General features: G+C 70.2%; 22 protein-coding genes. 12 read left to right on the top strand and 10 right to left on the bottom strand.

Features of this window, described 5'->3' with window-relative positions:
- Position 1: 1 nt before the first annotated feature.
- From ASE16_RS11925 to paaI, 5 genes are all read right to left on the bottom strand, one after another.
- Positions 2-2,002: an alpha/beta hydrolase gene (locus ASE16_RS11925; protein ID WP_055895181.1), complete on the bottom strand. Its 2,001-nt coding sequence runs from the start codon at positions 2,000-2,002 to the stop codon at positions 2-4.
- A gap of 1 nt (position 2,003) precedes the next feature.
- Entirely contained in the window at positions 2,004-2,291 is a 288-nt protein-coding gene (locus ASE16_RS11920) for a hypothetical protein (RefSeq protein WP_157480350.1), read from the bottom strand.
- Between the two features lie 163 nt (positions 2,292-2,454).
- A complete protein-coding gene (locus ASE16_RS11915) occupies positions 2,455-3,051 on the bottom strand; it encodes a TetR/AcrR family transcriptional regulator (protein ID WP_055895177.1) in 597 nt (198 codons plus the stop codon).
- A 31-nt stretch (positions 3,052-3,082) separates the two neighbouring features.
- Positions 3,083-4,408 carry a phenylacetate--CoA ligase PaaK gene (gene paaK / locus ASE16_RS11910; protein WP_055895176.1) on the bottom strand — a complete coding sequence of 442 codons (1,326 nt, stop codon included), beginning with the start codon at positions 4,406-4,408 and terminating at the stop codon, positions 3,083-3,085.
- Positions 4,409-4,462: 54 nt separating this feature from the next.
- Complete coding sequence (gene paaI / locus ASE16_RS11905; RefSeq protein WP_055895173.1) at positions 4,463-4,864, bottom strand: hydroxyphenylacetyl-CoA thioesterase PaaI; 402 nt, start codon at positions 4,862-4,864, stop codon at positions 4,463-4,465.
- A 97-nt stretch (positions 4,865-4,961) separates the two neighbouring features.
- On the opposite strand from paaI, the gene paaA reads away from it, so the two are divergent.
- The 7 genes from paaA to ASE16_RS11870 all read left to right on the top strand — a co-directional run bounded on the left by paaA (position 4,962) and on the right by ASE16_RS11870 (position 10,986).
- The gene (gene paaA / locus ASE16_RS11900; protein WP_055895171.1) at positions 4,962-5,957 is read left to right on the top strand and encodes a 1,2-phenylacetyl-CoA epoxidase subunit PaaA; all 996 of its coding nucleotides are present in this window, start codon (positions 4,962-4,964) and stop codon (positions 5,955-5,957) included.
- Positions 5,957-6,271 carry a 1,2-phenylacetyl-CoA epoxidase subunit PaaB gene (gene paaB / locus ASE16_RS11895; RefSeq protein ID WP_055895169.1) on the top strand — a complete coding sequence of 105 codons (315 nt, stop codon included), beginning with the start codon at positions 5,957-5,959 and terminating at the stop codon, positions 6,269-6,271. The genes paaA and paaB overlap by 1 nt, the downstream gene beginning before the upstream one ends.
- Complete coding sequence (paaC, locus tag ASE16_RS11890; RefSeq protein WP_055895167.1) at positions 6,268-7,098, top strand: 1,2-phenylacetyl-CoA epoxidase subunit PaaC; 831 nt, start codon at positions 6,268-6,270, stop codon at positions 7,096-7,098. The genes paaB and paaC overlap by 4 nt, the downstream gene beginning before the upstream one ends.
- On the top strand, positions 7,095-7,592 hold the full coding sequence (paaD, locus tag ASE16_RS11885) for a 1,2-phenylacetyl-CoA epoxidase subunit PaaD (RefSeq protein WP_055895165.1): 498 nt from the start codon (positions 7,095-7,097) through the stop codon (positions 7,590-7,592). Before paaC ends, paaD begins: the two co-directional genes overlap by 4 nt.
- Positions 7,592-8,698: a 1,2-phenylacetyl-CoA epoxidase subunit PaaE gene (gene paaE, locus ASE16_RS11880; RefSeq protein WP_055895164.1), complete on the top strand. Its 1,107-nt coding sequence runs from the start codon at positions 7,592-7,594 to the stop codon at positions 8,696-8,698. Before paaD ends, paaE begins: the two co-directional genes overlap by 1 nt.
- Before the next feature lie 9 nt (positions 8,699-8,707).
- A complete protein-coding gene (locus ASE16_RS11875) occupies positions 8,708-9,478 on the top strand; it encodes an enoyl-CoA hydratase/isomerase family protein (RefSeq protein WP_055895163.1) in 771 nt (256 codons plus the stop codon).
- 110 nt (positions 9,479-9,588) lie between these two features.
- Positions 9,589-10,986 (top strand): LLM class flavin-dependent oxidoreductase, encoded by a 1,398-nt coding sequence (locus ASE16_RS11870; RefSeq protein ID WP_157480348.1) that lies wholly within the window; start codon positions 9,589-9,591, stop codon positions 10,984-10,986.
- Positions 10,987-11,223: 237 nt separating this feature from the next.
- Here ASE16_RS11870 and ASE16_RS11865 read toward each other — a convergent pair whose 3' ends face one another.
- The 4 genes from ASE16_RS11865 to ASE16_RS20260 all read right to left on the bottom strand — a co-directional run bounded on the left by ASE16_RS11865 (position 11,224) and on the right by ASE16_RS20260 (position 15,893).
- Positions 11,224-12,474, bottom strand: coding sequence for an MFS transporter (locus ASE16_RS11865; protein ID WP_055895159.1), 1,251 nt, complete (start codon positions 12,472-12,474; stop codon positions 11,224-11,226).
- Positions 12,471-13,160, bottom strand: a complete 690-nt coding sequence (locus ASE16_RS11860; RefSeq protein ID WP_055895157.1) for a GntR family transcriptional regulator — start codon at positions 13,158-13,160, stop codon at positions 12,471-12,473. Before ASE16_RS11860 ends, ASE16_RS11865 begins: the two co-directional genes overlap by 4 nt.
- A gap of 58 nt (positions 13,161-13,218) precedes the next feature.
- Positions 13,219-14,559, bottom strand: a complete 1,341-nt coding sequence (locus ASE16_RS11855) for a maltokinase N-terminal cap-like domain-containing protein (protein WP_055895155.1) — start codon at positions 14,557-14,559, stop codon at positions 13,219-13,221.
- Positions 14,560-14,639: 80 nt separating this feature from the next.
- Positions 14,640-15,893, bottom strand: a complete 1,254-nt coding sequence (locus tag ASE16_RS20260; protein ID WP_268765810.1) for a M23 family metallopeptidase — start codon at positions 15,891-15,893, stop codon at positions 14,640-14,642.
- Between the two features lie 302 nt (positions 15,894-16,195).
- On the opposite strand from ASE16_RS20260, the gene lepB reads away from it, so the two are divergent.
- Positions 16,196-16,930, top strand: coding sequence for a signal peptidase I (lepB, locus tag ASE16_RS11845; RefSeq protein ID WP_055895153.1), 735 nt, complete (start codon positions 16,196-16,198; stop codon positions 16,928-16,930).
- On the opposite strand, the gene ASE16_RS11840 is transcribed toward lepB, so the two are convergent.
- On the bottom strand, positions 16,927-17,871 hold the full coding sequence (locus tag ASE16_RS11840; RefSeq protein ID WP_055895151.1) for a siderophore-interacting protein: 945 nt from the start codon (positions 17,869-17,871) through the stop codon (positions 16,927-16,929). The genes lepB and ASE16_RS11840 overlap by 4 nt on opposite strands.
- Before the next feature lie 152 nt (positions 17,872-18,023).
- On the opposite strand from ASE16_RS11840, the gene ASE16_RS11835 reads away from it, so the two are divergent.
- From ASE16_RS11835 to araA, 4 genes are all read left to right on the top strand, one after another.
- Positions 18,024-19,061 carry a LacI family DNA-binding transcriptional regulator gene (locus ASE16_RS11835; protein ID WP_414843032.1) on the top strand — a complete coding sequence of 346 codons (1,038 nt, stop codon included), beginning with the start codon at positions 18,024-18,026 and terminating at the stop codon, positions 19,059-19,061.
- A 176-nt stretch (positions 19,062-19,237) separates the two neighbouring features.
- On the top strand, positions 19,238-20,938 hold the full coding sequence (locus ASE16_RS11830) for a xylulokinase (protein ID WP_055895148.1): 1,701 nt from the start codon (positions 19,238-19,240) through the stop codon (positions 20,936-20,938).
- Positions 20,935-21,654 carry an L-ribulose-5-phosphate 4-epimerase gene (locus tag ASE16_RS11825; protein ID WP_055895146.1) on the top strand — a complete coding sequence of 240 codons (720 nt, stop codon included), beginning with the start codon at positions 20,935-20,937 and terminating at the stop codon, positions 21,652-21,654. Before ASE16_RS11830 ends, ASE16_RS11825 begins: the two co-directional genes overlap by 4 nt.
- Positions 21,654-23,177 (top strand): L-arabinose isomerase, encoded by a 1,524-nt coding sequence (araA, locus tag ASE16_RS11820; protein ID WP_055895144.1) that lies wholly within the window; start codon positions 21,654-21,656, stop codon positions 23,175-23,177. Before ASE16_RS11825 ends, araA begins: the two co-directional genes overlap by 1 nt.
- Positions 23,178-23,247 lie beyond the last annotated feature (70 nt).

Here is a 23,247-nt window from a genome sequence, read left to right as displayed (position 1 = left end):
GTCATCGACCCGAACCCACCTGCCGGGACAGACGCTCAAGGTTCGCCGCAGCCTGCCGATTGTGTTCCGCGGCCTTCTTGCCGGTATCCGTCAGCGGACCACTGAGCTTTTCCAACTTGCCCGTCGTGACCGCCGCAATGTTCTGGAGGGACTGGGTGTTCCGGTCGTAGTACCCGTGTCCTTCGGACGGTTCCGTGTTCCCAATCCACCCCAGCGTGGACCTGTCCGACGTACCGATCGGGTTGTGCCCATCCACCGCAAGCAGATCCTTCCCATCACCGTCCGAATTGAACGACTGGGCACCCCCGAACGACTCGCCGAACGGCAGCGTCAGGTCCGGATTCGGGTTGGCACGTCCCGAAAACGCGGCCCCGAACGGGGCGAGCTGGTCCGGAGACGCAGCGGTCGTATACACACGATCCGCCCTGATTGCCGACACCGAGCGCACCACGGAGGTGTCGATGCCCGCAGAACCCACCATCACGAACGAGTCGATCTTCGTCTTCACCAGCGTCAGCCCGATCGAGGCCATCGTCGTGCCGTAGGAATGCGCGGTGACGGAGATCGGCGAGTACGTAGACGAGAAGCCGTTGCGCACCTCGGCGTTGCCATCGAGCTCCGCCGCCAACCGCGCTGCACCGTTCTTCGCCGCGTCGCTGAAATTCACGCCCATAGCGTCGGGGTTGTCGTATTCGAAGGCTGCCACCACTCCCGAGTTCGAGCCACCGAGATCGGACTGAGCTCTCCACAGGTTCTTGCCCGCGGTACTCCAATCCTCCAAGGCATCTTCGGCGCCGAATCCCATCCCGCCCGCGCACCAGGTCGTCGGCCAGCAGGTGTCGAGGTCCCCGTACCCGACAGCGAGCATCGGAGGCTCTGCGAAGAAGTTGAACGCCACCAGTTGAACGGGAACATCCTTATCGGGAGGGGTGAGCGCCTTCTTCATCGCTGCAATCACGGCGCGCTGGGCATCAGTGAGACTAGGGTCCTTCTTCGCCGCCTCGTAGCTGATCAGGTTCGCGGTGTTCCGGTCTTTGTACGGCACCCCGGGGAGATTGCCTATGATCCCGGGGACGGCCTGGATGTAGGCCGCTCGCCTCTTCGCGTCGAGGCTGTGCCACCACCCGGCCACCGCCTCGGGCGCCGGAGGGTTCTCCCAGAACTGCTGCGCCAGCGCAGGATCGCCGGCCAGGAGGGCCTTCAATTGGTCGAGCGGGAGCCGACCGAGCATCGACAGCAGCGTGACGCCGCCGGACCCGGTGACCTTCTCCATCGTGGTCAGCGTCCCGACGGCGGCGGTGAACTCCTGAAGATCCCCGAACAGCGAGTCCGGGGAGGCGGAAGCGACGCGCTCGATCGCCGCGGCGAAGCGGGTCTCCGCGTCGCCGAACGCCCACTGAGCGGTGCGGGCATCCGCACGAGCCTGCTCCAGCCGCTCCTGCGCCTCCTCCAGGGTCCTCGCGGCCCGGTCGCGGTCGGACCGGAGCATTTCCGCGTGCTGTTTCGCCGCGACCACCTCGGCCAGCGACGGAACCTGGGTTTTCGGAGGGGGCGTGGTGTTCGCATACGTGGAGAAGAGGTGCGTCATCTCCTCCACCGCCACGATGGCCTGACCGCAGGAACCGGCCAACGCCAGCATCGACGTCTCGGCCACCGCGATCTCCGCCTGCGCCTCTTCCGCAGCACGCAGTGCCCGATCCGCATCGAACTGCGCGGCGAACATCGCCTCCGCCCACTTCTGGCTGGCATCACCGGCCTCGAAATTCCGTTTCGACGCCTGGTCGATGGCGACCTGGAGGGCGCTCAACCGTGCACGGAACGCCTGTCCGGCAAGACCCGACCAGGCCGGAGCCCCCACCTGCATGCCAACAGCGCTCAGAAGTCCTGAGATGGACCAGAACCACGCGCCACGCGCCCGGAAGTCCATCGTCAAGGAGTCCACCACGTCCACATTCCCCGGAGTGGGGTCGTCGTCGAACTCGACGGGCGACCAGTCCGTCACCCTAGAACGCACGAGCGCCTCCCGCAAAACCTCTCGCCGCCTCGGTGTCGCGTCGCACATACGTGTCCGCCGCCGCGCCGAGCAGTGCGGCCAGTCTCTCGACGCTCCGCACAGCCGCCGAGCACTCCGACGACCACGTCGGGTAGTACCGCTCGAACGCCGCATCCGCTCTGGCGCTCCCCAGGTCCCCCATGCCGACCGTCACGCTCCGCGGCGCAGCCGGCATCGTCCCCAGGACGCGTGCGCCGTCTCGCAGTTCATCGACCCGCACGGAGATTGTCCCAGTCATACTCTCCACCCTCATGTTCTTCGTCAAGAGTAGGTCATACAGTACACCGGATTTTTATTCATAATTTCATTGGCACGAAGAGTGCGCGCCGAAGACTCCTCGATCGACGGAGGAGCGGCGTTCTCCGTCGGGACGGAGTCGGCTCAGGCGGACGGACTCGCGACTACTTCACGCGGAGGCCGTCGAGGGCGACGGTGAGGACGTCGGCGGCGAGCTGGTCGGCGTCCTCCTGGCCGCCTGGACGGTACCACTCTGCGATCGAGTTGATCATGCCGAAGAGGAGCCGCGAGACGATGCCGGGGTCGAGGTCGGCGCGCAGGGAGCCGGCATCGCGCGCCTCCACCACGAGGGAGGCGACCGCGCGGTCGAAGGCGCGGCGTCTGGCCAGGGCGGCGCGCTCCACCTCGGTGTTGCCGCGAACGCGGAGCAGCAGCGTCACGTACGGCAGCTTGTCGACGAGCACGCGCACCGCACCGCGCAGCACGTGGGCGAGGCGGTCGGCGGCGTCGCCCGTCGTCGCGCCGTCCTCGGCGAGGACCCCCTCCAGGCTGTCGAGGGCTTCGCCGAGCGCCAGCTCCAGCAGTTCGTCCTTGGACGAGACGTGGTGGTAGATGGCCGATTTGGAGAGACCGAGCCGTTCGGCGAGCATCCCGATGGAGGTGGCGTCGTAGCCGTGCTCGTTGAAAGCCGCGACGGAGACCTCGAGGATGCCGCGCTGATCGTAGCCGGGGCGGCCCCGTCGGATCTCGGTCTCAGTCATAGCCCTCAAGTCTGGCATGCCGCGGATGCGCCTACCGCAGGTCGAACAGCCTCTGCTGCTTGCCCGCACTCGGCTCCAGTCTGCCCGGCTCCTCGCGCGCCACGTTCACCGTCACTCCGATGCGCTCCTTCACCCGCTGCACCAGCAGCGCGCACGCCCTGTCCGCCGCATCCGCGTCGGCGCCAGGGCGGGACTCGATGCGCACGGTCAGCACATCCAGCGTCGCGGGGCGGGTCAGTTCGAGGACGAAGTGCGGAGAGAGGTCGTCGATGCCGAGCACCAGCTCCTCGATCTGCGTCGGGAACAGGTTCACGCCGCGCAGGATGATCATGTCGTCGTCGCGGCCTGTCACCTTCTCGATGCGGCGCATCCCCAGCCTGGCCGTGCCAGGCAGCAGCCTGGTGAGGTCGCGGGTGCGGTAGCGCAGCACGGGGAAACCCTCCTTGGTGAGGCTGGTGAACACCAGCTCGCCCGGGCTGCCGTCCTGCAGCACGGCGCCGGATTCCGGGTCGACCACCTCTGGCAGGAAGTGGTCCTCCCAGATGTGCGGGCCGTCCTTCGTCTCCAGGCACTCGCTGCCGACGCCCGGCCCCATCACCTCGCTGAGCCCGTAGATGTCGAGCGCGTCGATGCCGAGCCTGTCCTCCAGCTCCAGCCGCATCGCGTTGGTCCACGGCTCAGCGCCGAGCACTGCGGCACGCAGGGAGGTCGAGCGCGGGTCGATGCCCGCCTCCACCATCGCTTCGGCGATCGTCAGCAGGTAGCTCGGCGTGCACAGGATCACCTCCGGCTCGAAGTCCTGGATGAGCTGCACCTGCTTGGCGGTCTGACCGCCCGACATCGGGATGACCGTCGCACCGAGCTTCTCGATGCCGGCGTGGGCGCCGAGGCCGCCCGTGAACAGGCCGTAGCCGTACGCGTTGTGCACGCGCATCCCCGGTCGCACCCCTGCAGCACGGAGAGAGCGGGCGACGAGCGACGCCCAGCGGTCGAGGTCGCCTGCGGTGTACCCGACGACCGTCGGGCGCCCCGTGGTGCCGGAGGAGCAGTGGATGCGCGCGATGCGCTCCATCGGAACGGCGAACATGCCGAACGGGTACGTCTGCCGCAGGTCCTCCTTGGTGGTGAACGGCAGCATGGCCACGTCGTCGAGCGTGCGGATGTCGTCCGGCCGCACGCCGGCCGCATCCAGTTTGGCGGTGTAGAGCGGCACGTTGTCGTATGCGTGGCGCACCGTCCACTGCAGGCGTTTCAGCTGCAGAGCGCGAAGCGCGTCGCGGTCGAGCCGTTCCTCCTGATCGAGCTCGTCCGCCGCCGGCGGGCGGAATGCTGGCTTGGTCGGTGTCGTCGTCGACATCGGGACCTCCGTTGGTGCTGTCGTGCTGGTGAGGATGGGGATGGGAAGGGTGGGCTAGGCGGTGCGAGTGGTGGTGTGGCTGCGCCCGCGGAACTCCGCGACGGGTTCGCCGTCGTCGTCGGTCACGCTCACGTCGTAGAGGCCGGTCCGGCCGCTGCGCGCCCGCACCCGCGCCGTCGCGGTGAGGGTCTGGCCGGCCGTGGTCGGTTTGAGGAAGACGATGTCGGCTCCGGATGCGAGGGTCACCCGCTCGTCCTCGTTGCAGGCGATCGCGAACGCCGTGTCGGCGAGCGAGAAGACGAAACCGCCGTGGGTGACGTCGAAGCCGTTGAGCATGTCGTCGCGGATGAGCATCCGGACGGTGGCGCTGCCGGGTTCCGACTGCTCCACGACCATGCCGAGGGCGCGGGATGCTCTGTCGCGTTCCATCATCGCCTTGGCGGGCGCGTGCGTCATTCCGACCTCCTCGTCGCCGGCCCCGCCGCGTTTGCCGGACCGTGTTCCAGACTATATACTAACCGAACGATCAGTTAGTAATTCGGAAGGGTCGACGATGACCATCACGGCAGAGCCGCTCCCTCAGGAGCGCACACCGGAAGAGCTTCGCTTCGCCGAACTCCTCGACACCGACTCCCGCGTCGAGCCACGCGACTGGATGCCGGACGACTACCGCAAGACCCTCATCCGGCAGATGTCCCAGCACGCGCACTCAGAGATCATCGGGATGCAGCCGGAGGCCAACTGGATCACCCGCGCCCCGAGCCTCAAGCGCAAGGCCATCCTGATGGCGAAGGTGCAGGACGAGGCGGGCCACGGCCTCTACCTCTACTCCGCCACCCAGACCCTCGGCATCACCCGCGACGAGATGACGGAGCAGCTGATCGCCGGCAAAGCGCGCTACTCCTCGATCTTCAACTACCCCACGCTGAGCTGGGCGGACATGGGCGCGATCGGCTGGCTGGTCGACGGCGCTGCGATCTGCAACCAGGTGCCGCTGTGCCGCGCGTCGTACGCGCCGTACGGACGCGCGATGGTGCGCATCTGTAAAGAGGAGTCGTTCCACCAGCGGCAGGGCTTCGAGATCCTGCTCACGCTGATGCGCGGGACGGCCGAGCAGCGCGAGATGGCCCAGGATGCGGTGAACCGCTGGTACTGGCCGTCGCTGATGATGTTCGGCCCGCCGGACGACGACTCCCCCAACTCCGCCCGCTCGATGGCGTGGAAGATCAAGCGCTTCTCCAACGACGACCTGCGCCAGCGGTTCGTCGGGATGCTCGTGCCGCAGGCCGAGGTGCTCGGCGTCACGCTGCCCGACCCCGACCTGCGCTGGAACGAGGAACGCCAGGCGTACGACCTCGGCCCGATCGACTGGACGGAGTTCCAGGAGGTACTCGCCGGCCGCGGGCCGTGCAACGCGCAGCGGATGGCGCGCCGCCGCGAGGCGCACGAGGACGGACGCTGGGTGCGCGAGGCTGCCGCGGCGTACGCCGCCAAACAAGCCGACACAGCGCAGGCCGACGCTGCCTCTCCCGGACAGGCGGTCGCCTGATGGCCGCCCCCGGCACGCCGGACGCCGGCCACGCGGAGATCTGGCCGCTCTGGGAGGTCTTCGTGCGCTCGAGCCGCGGGCTCAGCCACGTGCACGTCGGTTCCCTGCACGCGCCGGACGAGACGATGGCCGTGCGCAACGCCCGCGACCTCTACACCCGCAGAAGCGAGGGCGTCTCGATCTGGGTGGTTCCGTCCGACGCGATCACCGCCAGCGATCCGGATGCGAAGGGAGCGTTCTTCGAGTCGCCTTCCGGGAAGAACTACCGCCACGCCACCTACTACACCGAGAGCGAGGGGGTGAAGCACCTGTGACAGAGCCCACCACCGAGCCGGAGCACGGTCACATCGAACTCTCCGCCGTCTCCCTCGACAGCGAGTTCATCGCGGGCGACGAGCTCGCTGGGCCGGACACGGCCGAGTACGCCACCCGGCTGGGCGACGACGCCCTCGTGCTCTCGCAGCGCCTCGGCTCCTGGATCTCCCGGGCACCGGAGCTGGAGGAGGACGTCGCGCTCGGCAACATCGCGCTCGACCTGCTCGGGCACGCGCGCTCCCTCCTGCGCTACGCGGGGACCGCATCCGGCCGGTCGGAGGACGACCTCGCCTACTGGCGCGACGAGCACGAGTTCCGCTCCGCGCACCTGATGGAGCAGCCGAACGGCGACTTCGCGCACACCATCGTGCGGCAGTTCGCCGTCTCGCACTACCTCTTCGAGCTGTACGAGCGGCTGCGCGCCTCCGCAGACCCGACCCTCGCCGCCATCGCGGCCAAGGCGGTCAAGGAGGTCGACTACCACCGCGACCACGCCGACCAGTGGATGCTCCGCCTCGCGCTCGGCACGGACGAGTCGCGCCGCCGCACCGTCACCGCGCTCTTCGACCTGTGGCCGTACGTCGAGGAGCTGTTCACCGACGACGAGCTGTTCGACCGGCTCGAGGACGTCGCGCCGCGTCCGTCGTCGCTGCGTCCGGCATTCGACGCGAGCATCCGACCGGTGCTCGACGAGACCGGACTGGAACTGCCGGCCGTGTTCACCGCCTCGGGCGGCGGGAGGCACGGACGGCACTCGGAGCACCTGGGGCCGATGCTCGCCGAGATGCAGGTGCTCGCCAGGCAGTTCCCCGGAGCCACCTGGTGAGCGGCCATTTCGCCGAGGCGGACACCGCCTGGAACGTGGCAGCGGCCGTCGTGGATCCTGAGGTGCCCGTGCTCACGATCGACGACCTCGGCGTACTGCGCGAGGTCACCGTCACCGACGACGGCGTGCACGTCGTCGTCACCCCGACGTACAGCGGGTGTCCGGCCATGGAGACGATCCGCGCCGACGTGGTGCAGGCGCTCACCGCCGCCGGCTTCGGTCCCGTCACGGTGCGTCTCGCGCTCTCCCCCGCCTGGACAACGGACTGGATCAGCGACAAGGGCAAAGCAGCGCTCGCGGAATTCGGGATCGCGCCGCCGACCGGTGCCGCCGCCGTGGCCTCCGGGCCGGTACGCATCCGGATGGCCGTGAAGTGCCCGAACTGCCAGTCGCTCGACACCCGCGAGCTCTCGCACTTCGGCTCCACATCGTGCAAGGCGCTGTACGAGTGCCGCGCGTGCGGTGAGCCGTTCGACTACTTCAAGGTGCTGTGATGGCGCGCGCACGATTCCACACGCTCGCAGTCGCGGACGTGCGGCCGCTCACCGCGGCCAGTGTCGAGGTGACGTTCGCCGTGCCGGAGGCGCTGCGCGGCGAGTACGACTACCAGCCGGGGCAGCACGTCGCCCTCCGCGCCACCGTGTCCGGACGCGAGCTGCGCCGCAGCTACTCGATCTGCCGGCCGCCGCAGCGTCCGACCGATGGTCGGGCGGGCAGCATCAGCGTCGCGATCAAGCGCGACCTCGGCGGCGCGTTTTCCACCTGGGCCACCAGCGAGCTCAAGCCGGGCGACCGCATCGACGTGATGAGTCCGCAGGGCACGTTCACCACCGACCTCGGCAGCCTCGACGGCAAGCACATCGTCGGGATCGCCGCCGGCTCCGGCATCACGCCGCTGATGTCGCTCGCGCACAGCATCCTGTCGGCGTCCGACACCTCGCAGTTCACGCTCGTCTACACGAACAGGACGGCGATCGACGTCATGTTCCTGGAAGAGCTGGCCGATCTGAAAGACCGGTACCCGTCGCGGCTCGCGCTGCACCACGTGCTCTCCCGCGAGCAGCGCTCTGCGCCGCTGCTGTCCGGCCGCATCGACGAGGAGCGGTTCCGCCGGATGCTCGACGTGCTCATCCCGCCCGCCACGGTGGACGAGTGGTTCCTCTGCGGCCCGTTCGAGCTGGTGCAGCTCTGCCGGGACGTGCTGGAGTCCGTCGGCGTCGACCGCTCGCACCTCCGGTTCGAACTGTTCACCACCGGCGAGCCGGGGCAGGTCACCGGCGACGCCGGTCACCCCGTCGTCGCTCGCGAGGGCGACAAGACCGTGCAGATCGAGTTCACGCTCGACGGCCAGACCTCGACGGTCGACACTCCGGTGGATGCGAACGAGTCCGTGCTGAACGCCGCCCTGCGGGTGCGGCCGGACGTGCCGTTCGCCTGCGCCGGCGGTGTCTGCGGCACCTGCAGGGCGCGGCTCGTCACCGGCGACGTGCGCATGACGGAGAACTACGCCCTCGAACCGGAGGAGCTGGAGCGCGGCTACGTGCTCACCTGCCAATCGCATCCACTGACCGACCGCGTCGTCGTGAACTACGACGTTTAGGGAGCACCGATGATCGACCTCGCCATCGCAGACGGGATCGCCAGGGTCACCCTGGACGCGCCCGCCAAGCTGAACGCGCTCGACGAGACCGGCCTGCGCGAGCTGTCCTCCGCATACCAGGAGGCCGAGGCGGCCGGGGTGCGCGCGCTCGTGCTGAGCGGCACGGGGCGTGCGTTCTGCGCCGGGCGCGACATCGCTGGTGTCGACCCGGCGACCGACGACGTCAGCGGTTACCTCGACGGCCTGGTGACGCCGCTGCTGCGCAGGATGAGCGCCTTCCCCGCGCCGACCTTCGCGGCGGCGCAGGGCGCATCCCTCGGCGTCGGCCTCGGTCTGCTGCTGGCCACCGACGTGGTCTACGTGGCGGAGGACGCGAAGATCGGCTCGCCGTTCGCGGCGCTCGGGGCGCTCCTCGACTCGGGAGGGCACTCCCTGTTCGTCTCGCGGCTCGGTGCCCACAAGGCGCTCGACCTCATCTACACCGGGCGGCTCATGAGCGGGACGGAGGCGGTCGCCTCCGGGCTGTTCAGCAGGGCGCTTCCTGCCGGCGAGCTGCAGCAGGCGGTGGATGCGGCCGCAGCGACCGCCGCATCCGGCGCCACCGCGGCCCTGCTGGCGAGCAAGCGGATCGTGGCCGCCATCCGCGACGGCGAGCTCGCGCTGTGGGATGCGGTCGCCGCCGAGAACCGCGCACAGGAAGAACTGCGCGCCACGGCTGACTACCGCGAAGGGTTCGCCGCATTCCAGCAGAAGCGGAAGCCGGAGTTCCGCGGCGAGTGACGCGCGAGTGACGCGGAGCGCGACCCGCGAGTGACGCGGCCGTCCACTCTTCTTTACGCCAGGTTTCGGCCGGAGTGCGGTCGGGGACGGTCGTCCCCCATCCTGGCTTCATGACCCGTCAGATCCGATTCAACGCCTTCGACATGAATTGCGTCGCCCACCAGTCCTCCGGCATGTGGCGACACCCGGACGACCAGGCCTGGCGCTACAAGGACCTCACATACTGGACGGAGCTCGCCAAGCTGCTGGAGCGCGGCGCGTTCGACGGCATCTTCATCGCCGACGTACTCGGCACATACGACGTGTACGGCGGATCGAACGAGGCCGCCATCCGGCACGGCGCCCAGGTGCCGGTGAACGACCCCGTGCTGCTGGTGTCCGCGATGGCCCTCGTCACAGAGCACCTCGGGTTCGGGATCACGGCGGGCACGGCGTACGAGCATCCATACCCGTTCGCGCGCCGGATGTCGACGCTCGACCACCTGACCAACGGCAGGATCGGCTGGAACGTGGTCACCGGCTACCTGCCGTCCGCCGCGCGCAACATGGGCCACGAAGACCAGCTGCAGCACGACGACCGCTACGACCAGGCAGACGAATACCTCGAAGTGCTCTACAAGCTCTGGGAGGGGTCGTGGGAGGACGACGCCGTCGTCCGCGACCGCGAGACCGGCGTGTTCACCGACCCGTCGAAGGTGCACGAGATCGGCCACCATGGCAAGCACTACACGGTGCCGGGCATCCACCTGTCGGAGCCGAGCACCCAGCGCACGCCGGTGATCTACCAGGCAGGCGCATCCAGTCGCGGCATCGGGTTCGCGGCGGAGAACGCGGAGGCCATCTTCGTCGCCGCCTCCACCAAGGAGGGCCTGAAGGCGACGGTCGCCAAGCTGCGGGATGCGCTCGAAGCGGCCGGGCGCGACCGCTACGCCGCGCGCATCTACACGCTGCTCACGATCATCACCGACGAGACAAGCGAGAAGGCGCAGGCGAAATACGAGGACTACCTGACGTACGCCTCGCCGGAGGGCGCACTGGTGTTCATGTCCGGCTGGATGGGCGTCGACCTGTCCACCTACGACCTCGACGAGCCGATCGGGAACGTGCAGAGCAACGCCATCCAGTCTGCTGTCGCCAACTACCAGCGTGCCAACGAGGACGGCAGCGAGTGGACGGTGCGCGACATCGGCCGCCTCGGGGCGATCGGCGGCCTCGGCCCGTTCATCATCGGTTCCGGCTCGGAGATCGCCGACCAGCTGCAGGAGTGGGTGGAGGACACCGACGTCGACGGGTTCAACCTGGCGTACGCGATCACGCCTGGGACCTTCGAGGACGTGGTGGAGTTCGTCATCCCCGAGCTGCGCAAGCGCGGTGCATACCCGGAGGAGTACGTGGAGGGAAGCCTGCGACACAAGCTGCACGGGGCAGGCGACCGCCTCCCGGAGAACCACCGCGGCGCCCGCTACCGGGTAGGAGCGACGACCGCAGCCTCAGCGGCTCAGCAGTAGAATTCCCTGTCTGTCTACCGCTCGAGGGACGACAGCAGGACAATCGCGGCAAGGCGGCACAGGGCTTCGAATGCGCCGACCCCACGTGGCGCCGGACGCGCGGGTAACGCTCCGGCGCCGCGGCGTGTCTCCGTAGCGACGGAAGCCAGGCGAAACCCGCCGCCGGTTGCTCCGTCCGGAAGGAGAAACGAGCCGGTTGCGCGCCGAGATCCGCTCGGACGGAGTTGGGTGCGGCCGTCAGGAGCCGATGGCGGGAGTGGGCGCCGTCGGCGCCGAGGCGGTCGGTGGGTGCGGCAGATGCTTGGTGTACGACGCGAGCAGCAGCACGGCTGAGAGGGCTGCGAGCACGACGAGGGCGACGAACAGGCCGATCGTACTGAGCGGAGGAGTGAGCGCGGCCATGATCGTCGGGACCAGGAACCCTGCGTACGCCACCGCGTAGAACATCCCGGTCAGTCCGGCGAGGTCGCGCGGACCCGCGATCCGCTGCACCTCCAGCAGGCCGGAGACCAGGGCGACGCCCATCCCTGCGCCGAGGACGACGCTGGCGGCCCCGCCCAGCCAGAGCGAACCCCAGGCGACAGCACCGGTGAGCACGACCAGCCCCACCGCTATCACCACGAGGGCGGCGACCAGTCCGCGCGCGCTCGACACCGAGTGCAGCCGCTTCGCGAGCGGCTGCACCAGCGACGCGACACCGAGCGCGACCACGGTCAGCAGCGTCGCGTAGCCGAGGCCCCAGTCGCCGGTCTGCTTCGCCAGCAGCACGGGGAGGTAGCCGTATGCGAGCGCAGCCGAGGCGAAGATCCACGGCGCCGCGACGATCACCACGCGCGTGAAGCGCTTGTGCCCGGCCCCGGGGATGCGCAGCTGGGCGCGCAGCGGACCGCGCTCCCCTCCGTTGGTCGCCGTCTCCGGCGCGCGCAGCACCAGCCACGCGAACGGCAGGGTCAGCAGGATGTGCACGGCGAACGGAAGCTCCTCACCGAACGACGTGAACTGGGCGATGCCGCCCGCGACCAGGGCACCGGTGGCAGAGCCGAGGGTGAACGCGAGCGACGAGCGCCGTGCGCCCGCCGCCGCATCCACACCGGGTTCGTAGCGCGGGGAGGAGAGCTCCTTCATCCAGCTCGTCCCGACGGCCATCGCGATACCGACCGTGATGCCGGACAGCAGCCTGCCGAGGTAGATCGGCACCGGCCCGAACGTCCCGAGAGCGAGACTGGCGCTCGCCAGCACCGCCGTGAGCACCCCCGCGAGCATCAGCGGACGCCGCCCGTGCCGGTCGGAGAGCGGGCCGGCGATGAGCAGCGCGGGAGCGAGACCGAGCACGTAGACGCCGAGGAACATGTTGACGGTCAGCTCGGAGTAGTGCTGCACATCCTTGTACATCAGCAGCAGCGGGCTGAACTGGTTGCCGCACCAGGAGCAGAAGAACATCAGCGCGAAGACGATGCGCCACGGTGGGCGCGTTGTGGTGCGACTCACAGGGCGCCCTGGTTCCTGGCGATGTGCGACCGCAGGCGCTCCTCGAACACCATTCCGGCTCCCCGCTCCGGGCGTCCGCCGGCACTGTCGCCGCCGCCGTTGTCGCCGCCGCCGTTGTCCCTGTTGTCCCGCAGCGCTGCGAACAGGGCCTCGTGATCGGCGAGCGAGTCGCCGAGCGTGCCGGGCCGCACCCGGAACAACTGGTGCCGGATGCGCTGCTGCCTGTCCCTGAGCATCCCGAAGAAGTGCACGGCGAGGTCGTTTCCCGACGCCTCCACGATCGCCGCGTGGAACCACTGGTCGGCCTCGACGAAGCGCTCCACGTCGTCCGCCGCAATGGCCGCGCGCTGCTCGGCGAGCGCGTCGTCGAGGGCGGTGACGAGAGCGTCGTCCGGGCCACCCGCATCCAGCACCCGGCGGGCGGCGCTCGCCTCGATGGCCTCGCGCAGGTCGAGGACGTTCTGCGCCTCCCTGGGCGACATCGGCGTCACGACCGCGCCGCGGCGGGTCTCGAGCGTGAGCAGCCCTTCGGCGGCGAGACGCAGGAACGCCTCGTGCACCGGGGTGCGGCTCACGCCGAGCTCCGCGCCGAGCTGCGCCTCGCTGAGGAGGGTGCCACCCGGCGCCGTGCCGCTCAGGATGAGGCGTTTGGTGGTGGCGTACGCAAGCTCTGCCGCGGGGATCATGCCACCAGTCTACGCGCTTGCATGCAAGCTTGCGTGCAAGATGGCCAGCCCCGCGACCTCAGCCCACGCGGGTCGAAAGCAGCCTGCGCACCGCGGCGAGAGGGATCGGCACCCACGACGGCCGGTGCCGCGCCTCGTAGGTGACCTCGTACACCGCCTTGTCGAGCTCGAAGGCGTCGAGCAGCCGCTGGTGGTCGGCCACCGCTGCGCCAGCCACCGACGCGTATCCGTCAAGGTACGCCTGCCTGGCCCGCGCCGCCCACGCGACCGCGTCGATCGGCGGCTCCCTGCGCGCGAGCGAACCGGCGACGTAGTCGAACGAGCGCAGCATCCCCGCCACATCCCGCATCGTCGCATCCGGGATCGCCCGCTCCGACAGCGGGCGCAGCGGCTCCCCCTCGAAGTCGATGAACTGCCAGCCGCGCTCAGCCGAATAGAGCACCTGCCCGAGGTGCAGGTCGCCGTGGATGCGCTGCAACAGCGGATGCGGCTCCTCCGCAGCCACCTCGTACACCGCCGCGATCCCCGCCCGCAGCTCCGCCACCTCCGGCACCTCGCTGGAGGTGATCGTGAGCCGCTGGAACATCCCGTCGAGGGCGAGGGCGACATCGTCGCGCGTCGCCGGCTTGGTCGGCAGGGCCGCAGCCAACGAAAGGTGCAGCTCGGCCGTTCCCGCGCCGAGCTCCCTGGCGCGGTCGGCGAAGTCCTCGCCGCGCTCGGCGGCGCTCACCGCGAGCTCCCAGCCGTCCTCCGCGCCGCTGAGGAAGTCCTGCACCAGAGCCAGCTCACCGGATGCGCGGCCTCCGCCGACCGGGGCCGGCCAGCTTCCGGTCAGCCAGCCGAGCAGCGCAGGAGTGCGCAGCGATCCGCCGGCCGTGAGGGCGGCGAGGGTGGACACGTCCGGGTTCTCGCCGTCCTGTACGACCCGGAAGACTTTGATCAGCGCGAGCCTGCCGCCGACGAGCTCCCCGACGATCGACGTGTTCGACTGCTCGCCGGTGAGTTTGCGCGACGACTGCACGGCGATGGGGGCGCCGAGCGTGTGCCCCTGCGCATCCGCATCCCTTCCGTCGACGCCGAGAGCGCCGTCCATCACGCCGACCAGGGCCGTCACGTACGCCTCGTCGTCCGGGCCGTCGTAGAGGTACCGCCCTCCGGCCTCGCCGATCAGCGCAGCGGGGTCGCCGTCTGCGCGTGGCCGGGCGACGACGGGCACCTGGTACACCCGAGGGGTGCGCGGTGCGTCGTCGGCGAAGAAGTGCGTGACGATACGGACGTCGTCGTCCGCCCGCCCGGTCTCGAAGGAGGCGAGCAGCCGCAGCCGCGGTTCGACGCTCTTGGTCGAGTACCAGCGCTGGCGCCGCATCCATGACCCGACGAGCTCGGTGAGTTCGGTCATGTCTGCACCGTACGCCCGCGCGACGGAAATCGGCCAGACCACCCTGGTAACACGGAGGAACACGTATCGCGGGGCGGATGTCAGCGCGTTCCGAGCGTCACTCCTCTGGCCGCCATGAACGGCAGCGGGTCGATCTGCACCCCGTTGACGCGCACCTCGAAGTGCAGGTGGCAGCCGGTGGATGCGCCCGTGCTGCCGACCAGGGCGATCGGCTGCCCGGCCTGCACCGTCTCCCCCACCGTCACGCCGATCCCGCCGTCCACGATGTGCCCGTACGCCGTGTCGATGCCGCCGCCGTGGTCGATCATGACGAAGTTGCCGTACGAGCCGTTGGGCCCAGCGTCCACGACCGTTCCTGCTGCCGCGGCGACGATGGTGGAGCGGCAGCCGGCGCCGATGTCGTCGCCTGGGTGGAAGAGCGCGGTTCCCGCCGGCCGGGAGGGACGAGGGCCGAACAGGTCGGTGAGCGGGCCGTGCACGGGGAGCACCCAGCCGGACACCCCGGCCGGAACGTCGGCCAACGCCTGCCAGCCGACACCGGCCGCCTGCAGGGTCGGAAGCGACGCGAGCGCCGACTCTGCGGTGTCGACCGCCGTCTGCGCGTCGGCGACGGCCTGCTCGCTGCCGTCGAGGTCGACGCCGTCCGCGGTCTGCTGTGCCTTCTCCGCCCTCGTGTGCAGCGCTGCCGCCTGCTCTGCGTCGTGCTTCGCGGCCGTCATCGCCGCCTCACGGGACGCGGTCACCGAGCGGAACCTGTCGACGGCGCCGAGCTTGTCGAGCAGGTTGCCCGGGCTTGCGAGGGCCGCGGTCAGCGGATCCATCGTCAGCGACCTGGAGCCCTGCGACCGGATGAGGGCGGTCGCGAACGCCGCCGACTGCTGCGCCTGCTTCTTCGCGGCCTTCGCCTGCGCGGCGAGCGCGTCGGCGGCGGCGACCGCCTGGTCCTTCTCGCGCTGCACGCCGACCGACTGCTGCGTGGCGTCCGCGAGAGTCTGCTGAGCGGACGCGAGGTCGCTGGCGAGCTGCGCCGCCTGCTCCAGCTGCGACTGATCGAGGGTGACGCCGTTGTCGAAGACCGGAGAGGGCTCGAGCGGGATCTGGTCGGTCGGCGGCGGGGTGGTGGGTGGGGTGCTGGTGGGTGTCGGTGTGGGCGTTTGGGTCGGGGTGGGCGTGGGGGTCGATGTCGGAGTCGGCGTGGGGGTTTGCGTGGGCGTCGGAGTCGGGGTCGGCGTGTCTGTCGGGCTGGGCGTCGGAGCCGGCGTCGATTCGCCGTCACCGGTGTCCCCCGGATCGGTCGACGGAGCGTGCGTTGGGGTCGGCGTGGGAGTCGACACAGCGCATCCACTGTCACCCTCCGCGCATCCAGCGCCGAAGGCTGCCTGCTGGGTTCCGAAGACCAGGGCGACGGCGACCACGGCTATGGCACAGGCTTTTCCAGCGCGGCGCGGGCGTTCGCGTCGTGACCACTGCTCGGAGCGTTCCAGCGCGTTTCGCATCGTCACGCGGGCGGCCGGTACGACGAGGCGCGCCCGTGCTCTGATGGTCTCACCAGGGCGCGCACCGCACAAGGGTCCCCAAGCGGGGGCACGGGGAGTCGGATGCAGCTCACAGGGTCGGCACGCTACGGTGAAAGATTGTGACCGAAAGCACCACAGCCACCACGCGCCGCGGCGCTAAGAAGTCGACCTGGAAGACGCTCCTCAGGGATGTCGTCGTCATCTTCCTGGTCGCCGTTCTGGTGTCTTTCCTGGTCAAGACGTTCGTGGTCAGGTCGTTCTACATCCCGTCCGGCTCGATGGAGAACACGCTCCAGATCAACGACAGGATCATCGTCAACGAGTTCCAGCCGAAACTGTTCGGCCTGCAGCGCGGCGACGTCGTCGTGTTCAAAGACCCGGGCGGCTGGCTCCCCGCGCCTGCCCCCAGCACCGCGAACCCGCTGCAGAAGGCGGTCGGCGCCGTCCTCGACTTCGTCGGCCTCGGCGCATCCGACAGCGACCAGCACCTGGTGAAGCGCGTCATCGGCCTGCCGGGCGACAAAATCACCTGCTGCAACGCGCTCGGTCAGATGAGCGTCAACGGCGTTCCATTGAAAGAGCCGTACGTGCTGCTGCCCGCCGGTGTGCAGGCGGTCTCCGCCAAGCCGTTCGAGGTGACGGTGCCGGCAGGCAAGATCTGGGTGATGGGCGACAATCGATACTCCTCGGCCGACTCCCGCTACCACATGGACGACCCAGGCAAGGGCTTCGTGCCCCTCGACGACGTGGTCGGCCGCGCGTTCGTGGTGAGCTGGCCGCTCAGCCACTGGTCGTGGCTCAGCAACTACCCGGAGACGTTCGCGGGGACGGACAAACAGAGCAGCGGGGGCTAGGACTCCGCTTTCCCCAGCCGCCAGTAGCCCATGAAGGCCACGCGGCTGCGATCGATGCCGCTGCCGGTGACGAGCATCCTGCGCAGGGTCTTGACCGTCGAGGACTCGCCGGCGATCCAGGCGTAGAAGCCCGTTCCAGCCTGCTCCGGGCTCTCCCACAGGGTCTCTACGTCGATGTCGACGTCGTCCAGCTCCTGCACTCGGGTGGTGGATGCGGCGGCGGCGACGGTCTCCGGGTGGGCGGCCAGCCACTGCTCGACGGCGGGGATCAGGCGGCAGCCGTTGTCGCCGTCTGCGCGATCGAGCCAGGTGACCGTGCATCCGGCCGGGTGGTCGAGCGGGAGGCCGTCGCGCGCATCCGGGACCTCGATGTACGCGTGAGCGCGGCGCCCGGCCGGCAGCGACTCCAGGATCGCGGAGATGGCGGGGGCGGCGGTCTCGTCGCCGACCAGCAGCAGGTCGCTCGCTTCACCAGGGCGCCAGTCGATGCCCGTACCGCAGTGGATGCTCCTGGCGTCAGGACCGACGACGACGACCTCAGCGCCGGGTGCGGCGGCCGCGAGCCACTGCGCGGCAGGGCCTCCGTCGCCGTGGGAAACGAAATCGACGTCGAGGAGGCGCGCATCCTGGTCGATAGCGCGGACCGTGTATGTGCGGAACGGGTTGCGCTGCTCGTCGGGGAGCGCACGCCAGCGGTCGTACCAGTCGCCGGCGAGCATGGCCTCTTCGCTGTCCATCCCGAGATCGGAGATGCTGCCGTCCGGCAGGGGGAAGACGATCTTGATGCGCTGGTCGAGGCAGTCGGTGCCGAAGGTGTCGAAGGCGTCGGACGAGAAGGTGACCCTGACGAAGCTCGGGCTGAGCGGCCGCACGGCGACGACGGTCGCGCGGTACGGACGGTAGCCGGGGCGGTCGGTCTTCTCGCGTTCGAGCAGCGGCACAGGTCGCCTTCCTCATCGGGTGGTCGGGCTGAGCGGACCATCGGGCAGATCGGTCGTCGTGACTAAGGTAAGGCTACACTAACCACCCTTTGGAACGCCTGGGACGAACAGCAGAGGCGAGGGCGGCCGGACGACCGCATACGCTGGTCACCGTGGAGACCAACGGCAGCAACAGGGCACCGGGCGTCCGCGACGTCGCCAGGGTCGCCGGGGTGTCGCGGCAGACCGTGTCGCGCGTGATGAACGAGCATCCCAGCATCCGCGACGAGACCAGGATGCGGGTGCTCGCCGCCATGGAAGAGCTGCGGTTCCGTCCCAACCGGGCAGCGAGGATGCTCAGCACGGCACGATCGACCACGATTGGCATCCTGGCGTCGTCCGCCTCCACCCTGTTCGGCCCGGCGAGCAGCATCGATGCCGTCGAGAACGCCGCCCGCGCCGCGGGATACTTCGTGACGATCGCGCACGTCGCAGACACCTCGGCGGAGGAGGTCGACGCGGCGCTCGACCACCTGGCGGCGCAGGCCGTGGACGGGATCGTGGTCGTCGCACCGGAGCGTCCCGTGGTGGATGCGCTCCGCTCGGCGGCCGTCGGCGTCCCGTTCGTCACGCTGCACGGCTCGCAAGACCCGGGAGGGGACGGAGTGTTCGTCGACCAGGTCGCCGGCGCGCGGCTCGCGGTGCGGCACCTGCTCGACCTCGGCCACCGGCGGATCGCGCACCTCGCCGGCCCGCCGGAGTGGGCCGAGGCCGCGGCGAGACAGCGCGGCTTCACCGCCGAGCTGGCGGCCGCCGGGCTGGAGGGGATCGTGACCGAGCCGGGCGACTGGACCAGCGCATCCGGAGCGAGGATCGGCGCCGCCCTGCTGGCCGGGGCAGCCGAGCGGGACGTGACCGCCGTGTTCTCATCAAACGACCAGATGGCGCTCGGGCTGCTGCACGCGCTGCGCTCGGCCGGCCGCAGGGTTCCGGAGGACGTGAGCGTCGTCGGCTTCGACGACATCCCGGAGGCGGCGTACTTCGCACCGCCGCTGACGACCGTGCGCCAGGACTTCGCCGAGCTCGGCCGCCGCTGCGTCGCCCGCCTCCTCGCCGAGATCGACGGCGCGCCGCCCACCCCGGCCGCCACCGCCCTGGCCCCGATCGCCCCCACCCTCATCCCCCGCTCCTCCACCACCGTCCCCGCATAGTCGAGCCGGGAGTTATGCACGGACGACACCGGCGTGTCGCGTGCACAACTCCCGGCTCGATGGCTTCGCGGGCGGGGCCGGGCTGGACCGGGCGGGGGGCGGATTGACAACGGGGGACGGGGCGGGCGATACTGGGCGCGGCGATGTGACCGGTCACACTGGGGTGAGGGAGACGGATGACGGACGACGAGACGGCAGCGGTTCCCGGGGATGCTGCCATCGCGAGCGGGCGGACCGCGCTCGGGATCGAGCTGGGCTCGACGCGCATCAAGGCCTGCCTGGTGGACGCCGACGACCCGTCCCTGGTGCTCGCCGTCGGCTCGCACGCCTGGGAGAACGAGTTCGTCGACCGCACGTGGACGTACTCGCTCGACGCCGTCCGCACCGGCCTGCAGGCCGCGTACGCCGACCTCGTCTCCGACGCCGAGCGCCGCCACGGCGTGCGGCCCACGACGTACGGCACCATCGGTGTCTCCGCCATGATGCACGGCTACCTCGCGCTCGACGCCGACGGCACGGCCATCGCCCCGTTCCGCACCTGGCGCAACACCTCCACCGGCCGGGCCGCCGCCGAGCTGACCGAGCTGTTCGGTGAGAACATCCCTTTGCGCTGGTCGATCGCGCACCTGCACCAGGCCGTCCTCGACGGCGAGCCGCACCTGCCGCGACTGGATGCGCTGAGCACGCTCGCCGGGTACGTGCACCGCCAGCTCACCGGGCGCCACGTGCTCGGCGTCGGCGACGCATCCGGGATGTTCCCCATCGACCCCGCCACGAAGAGCTACGACTCCGACCTCGTCGCCCGCTACGACACGGTGGCCGCCGCACGCCTCCCTGTCGGGAGCGTCGCCGAGCTGCTGCCGGAGGTGCTCGTCGCCGGCGAGCGCGCCGGCGAGCTCACCGCCGAGGGCGCATCCTTCCTCGATCCGACGGGCGCCCTGCAGCCAGGGGCAGTGTTCGCCCCGCCGGAGGGCGACGCAGGCACCGGAATGGTCGCCACCGGCTCCGTCGCCCCGCGCACAGGCAACGTCAGCGCCGGCACCAGCATCTTCGCGATGGTCGTGCTGGAGAACCCCATCGCCGGACTCCACCGCGAGCTCGACCTGGTCGCCACCCCGGCCGGCGATCAGGTCGCGATGGTGCACTGCAACAACGGCGCGAGCGAGCTGGCGGCGTGGGCGAGCCTCTTCGCCCGGTTCTCCGCCGCAGCAGCAGGGGCCGCAGCCGCAGGCACCGCAGCAGCAGGCACGGCCCTCGACGCCGACGCCGTCTACGACATCCTGTTCCGGGAGGCGCTCGACGGCGACAGCGACGCCGGTGGAGTGCTCGCGTACAACACGCTCGCCGGAGAGCCCATCGCCGGGCTCGCCGAGGGTCGCCCGCTCGTCGTCCGCACACCGGATGGCCGCCTCACCCTCGGCAACTTCATGCGCGCTCAGCTCTACGGCGTGTTCGGCACGCTCGCACTCGGGATGCGGGTGCTCGCGGAGGAGGGTGTCGCACTCGACAGGATGTTCGCCCACGGTGGCATGTTCCGCACCGAGGGGGTCGCCCAGCGGTTCCTGGCGGCGGCCCTGGATGCGCCGGTCTCGGTCTCCGAGACGGCCTCCGAGGGCGGCGCGTGGGGGATCGCCGTGCTGGCGGCATACACCGGCGCCGCAACAGGCACGACGGGCGCGGAACCGACCGCGTCCTCCCCCGGCGACCTCGACACCTACCTGCGCACGCGCGTCTTCCGCACCTTCACCTTCGACACCGTCCGTCCGCACCCGGACGACGTCGCCGGCTTCGCCGCCTACCTCGACCGCTTCCACGCCGGCCTCGCCATCGAGCGGGCCGCCGTCGGCGCCCTCCCCCTGGAAGGACCAGCAGCGTGACCGACTCCCCCGGCCAGCACACCGCAGACACCCCGGCCATCCGCGCCGTCCGCGAGCAGGTCGCCGCGCTGCACGCCGAGCTGACCCGCAACGGCCTGGTCGTCTGGACCGGCGGCAACATCTCCGCCCGCGTCCCCGGCGCCGAGCTGTTCGTCATCAAGCCGAGCGGCGTCGACTACGACGATCTGGCGCCGGAGAACATGATCCTCTGCACGCTCGACGGCGAGGTGGTGCCGGATTCCGTCGGATGTGACCGGTCACCCTCCAGCGACACCGCCGCCCACGCGTACGTCTACCGCCACCTGCCGGAGGTCGGCGGAGTCGTCCACACCCACTCGACATACGCCACCGCGTGGGCGGCGCGGGCGGAGCCGATCCCCTGCGTCATCACTGCGATGGCCGACGAGTTCGGCGGCGACATCCCGGTCGGGCCGTTCGCGATCATCGGCGACGACTCGATCGGCCGCGGGATCGTCTCCACGCTGAGAGGGCACCGCTCGCGCGCCGTCCTGATGCAGAACCACGGCGTGTTCACCATCGGCAGGGATGCGCGCGACGCCGTCAAGGCGGCCGTCATGACCGAGGACGTCGCCCGCACCGTCCACATCGCCCGGCAGGGCGGCGAGCTCGTCCCCATCCCCGCCGCCGGCATCGACGCGCTCTACCACCGCTACCAGAACGTCTACGGACAGAACCCGGAAGGATCTCTCTCCTGATGCCCAGCACCCAGCTCGCCACCACCCTCGACCACTACGAGGTCTGGTTCCTCACTGGCAGCCAGCACCTCTACGGGCCGGAGACGCTCGCTCAGGTCGCCGAGCAGTCGCGCGCCATCGCCGACCAGCTCGCCGCGTCCACCGCTGTGCCCGTCCGCGTGGTGTGGAAGCCCGTGCTCACCGACGCGGACGCCATCCGCCGCATCGCGCTGGAGGCGAACGCCGACGACGCCGTCATCGGCCTCATCGCGTGGATGCACACCTTCAGCCCCGCGAAGATGTGGATCGCCGGGCTCGACGCGCTGCGGACGCCGCTGCTGCACTTCCACACCCAGGCGAACGTCGAACTGCCGTGGGGCGAAATCGACTTCGACTTCATGAACCTCAACCAGGCGGCGCACGGCGACCGCGAGTTCGGGTACATCCAGTCGCGGCTCGGCGTGGCGCGCACGACCGTGGTCGGTCACGTATCGAGCCCGGCCGTCACGAAGCGCATCGGCACCTGGATGCGCGCCGCAGCAGGCTGGGCGGCCACCCGTTCGCTGAAGCTCGCCAGGTTCGGAGACAACATGCGCTACGTCGCCGTCACAGAGGGCGACAAGACGGAGGCGGAGCTGCGGTTCGGCGTGCAGGTGAACACCTGGGGCGTCAACGAGCTCGCCGAGGCGGTCGCCGCCGCGGCCGACGCCGACGTGGATGCGCTGGTCGCCGAGTACGAGGACCTGTACGACGTCGCGCCAGAGCTCCGTCGCGGCGGCGACAGGCACGCATCGCTGCGCGACGGCGCCGCCATCGAGCTCGGGCTGAGGTCGTTCCTCGAGACGGGCGGCTTCGGCGCGTTCACGACGAGCTTCGAAGACCTGGGCGCGTTGAAGCAGCTCCCAGGGCTCGCGGTGCAGCGGCTCATGGCGGAGGGCTATGGCTTCGGCGCGGAGGGCGACTGGAAGACCGCGATCCTAGTGCGCGCCGCGAACGTGATGGGCGCCGGCCTGCCGGGTGGCGCCTCCCTGATGGAGGACTACACCTACGACCTCACGCCGGGCGACGAGCGCATCCTCGGCGCGCACATGCTGGAGGTGAGCCCGGCGCTCAGCTCGTCGCGGCCGACGCTGGAGGTGCATCCCCTGGGCATCGGCGGCAAGGACGACCCCGTGCGGCTGGTCTTCACCGCCGACCCTGGACCCGCGGTCGTGGTGGCGCTCTCGGACATGCGCGACCGGTTCCGGCTGGTGGCGAACGTCGTCGAGGTGGTCGAGCCGACCGCGCCGCTACCGCACCTGCCCGTCGGCCGGGCCGTGTGGAGGCCTGCTCCGGACTTCACCACGTCGGCGACGGCGTGGCTGGAGGCGGGCGCCGCCCACCACACGGTGATGTCGACGGCGGTCGGCCTGCAGGCGTTCGAGGACTTCGCGCAGATGGCGGAGACGGAGCTTCTCGTGATCGACGAGCAGACCACGCTGCGCGCCTTCACCGACGCGCTCCGCTGGAACGCCGCGTACTACCGTCTCGCCCGCGGCCTCTAGGCGCGCCCGCGGCCCTCGACGGGGCCGTCCCAGACCCCTGGCCGCCGTCCTGTCATCGGCGGCGGCGGCC

This window comes from Leifsonia sp. Root227, assembly GCF_001428745.1.
Lineage (GTDB): Bacteria > Actinomycetota > Actinomycetes > Actinomycetales > Microbacteriaceae > Leifsonia.
The sequence above is the reverse complement of the archived record's forward strand: the minus strand, read 5'-3'. Positions and strand labels throughout refer to the sequence as shown.

Coding starts and splice junctions, on each gene's coding strand:
- ASE16_RS11870 (WP_157480348.1), top strand. CDS start 9,589: ATGACCCGTCAGATCCGATTCAACGCCTTCGACATGAATTGCGTCGCC.
- ASE16_RS11875 (WP_055895163.1), top strand. CDS start 8,708: ATGATCGACCTCGCCATCGCAGACGGGATCGCCAGGGTCACCCTGGAC.
- paaA (WP_055895171.1), top strand. CDS start 4,962: ATGACCATCACGGCAGAGCCGCTCCCTCAGGAGCGCACACCGGAAGAG.
- ASE16_RS11915 (WP_055895177.1), bottom strand. CDS start 3,051: ATGACTGAGACCGAGATCCGACGGGGCCGCCCCGGCTACGATCAGCGC.
- ASE16_RS11860 (WP_055895157.1), bottom strand. CDS start 13,160: ATGATCCCCGCGGCAGAGCTTGCGTACGCCACCACCAAACGCCTCATC.
- araA (WP_055895144.1), top strand. CDS start 21,654: ATGCCCAGCACCCAGCTCGCCACCACCCTCGACCACTACGAGGTCTGG.
- paaB (WP_055895169.1), top strand. CDS start 5,957: ATGGCCGCCCCCGGCACGCCGGACGCCGGCCACGCGGAGATCTGGCCG.
- paaK (WP_055895176.1), bottom strand. CDS start 4,408: ATGTCGACGACGACACCGACCAAGCCAGCATTCCGCCCGCCGGCGGCG.
- ASE16_RS11855 (WP_055895155.1), bottom strand. CDS start 14,559: ATGACCGAACTCACCGAGCTCGTCGGGTCATGGATGCGGCGCCAGCGC.
- ASE16_RS11920 (WP_157480350.1), bottom strand. CDS start 2,291: ATGACTGGGACAATCTCCGTGCGGGTCGATGAACTGCGAGACGGCGCA.
- paaI (WP_055895173.1), bottom strand. CDS start 4,864: ATGACGCACGCGCCCGCCAAGGCGATGATGGAACGCGACAGAGCATCC.
- ASE16_RS11830 (WP_055895148.1), top strand. CDS start 19,238: ATGACGGACGACGAGACGGCAGCGGTTCCCGGGGATGCTGCCATCGCG.
- paaE (WP_055895164.1), top strand. CDS start 7,592: ATGGCGCGCGCACGATTCCACACGCTCGCAGTCGCGGACGTGCGGCCG.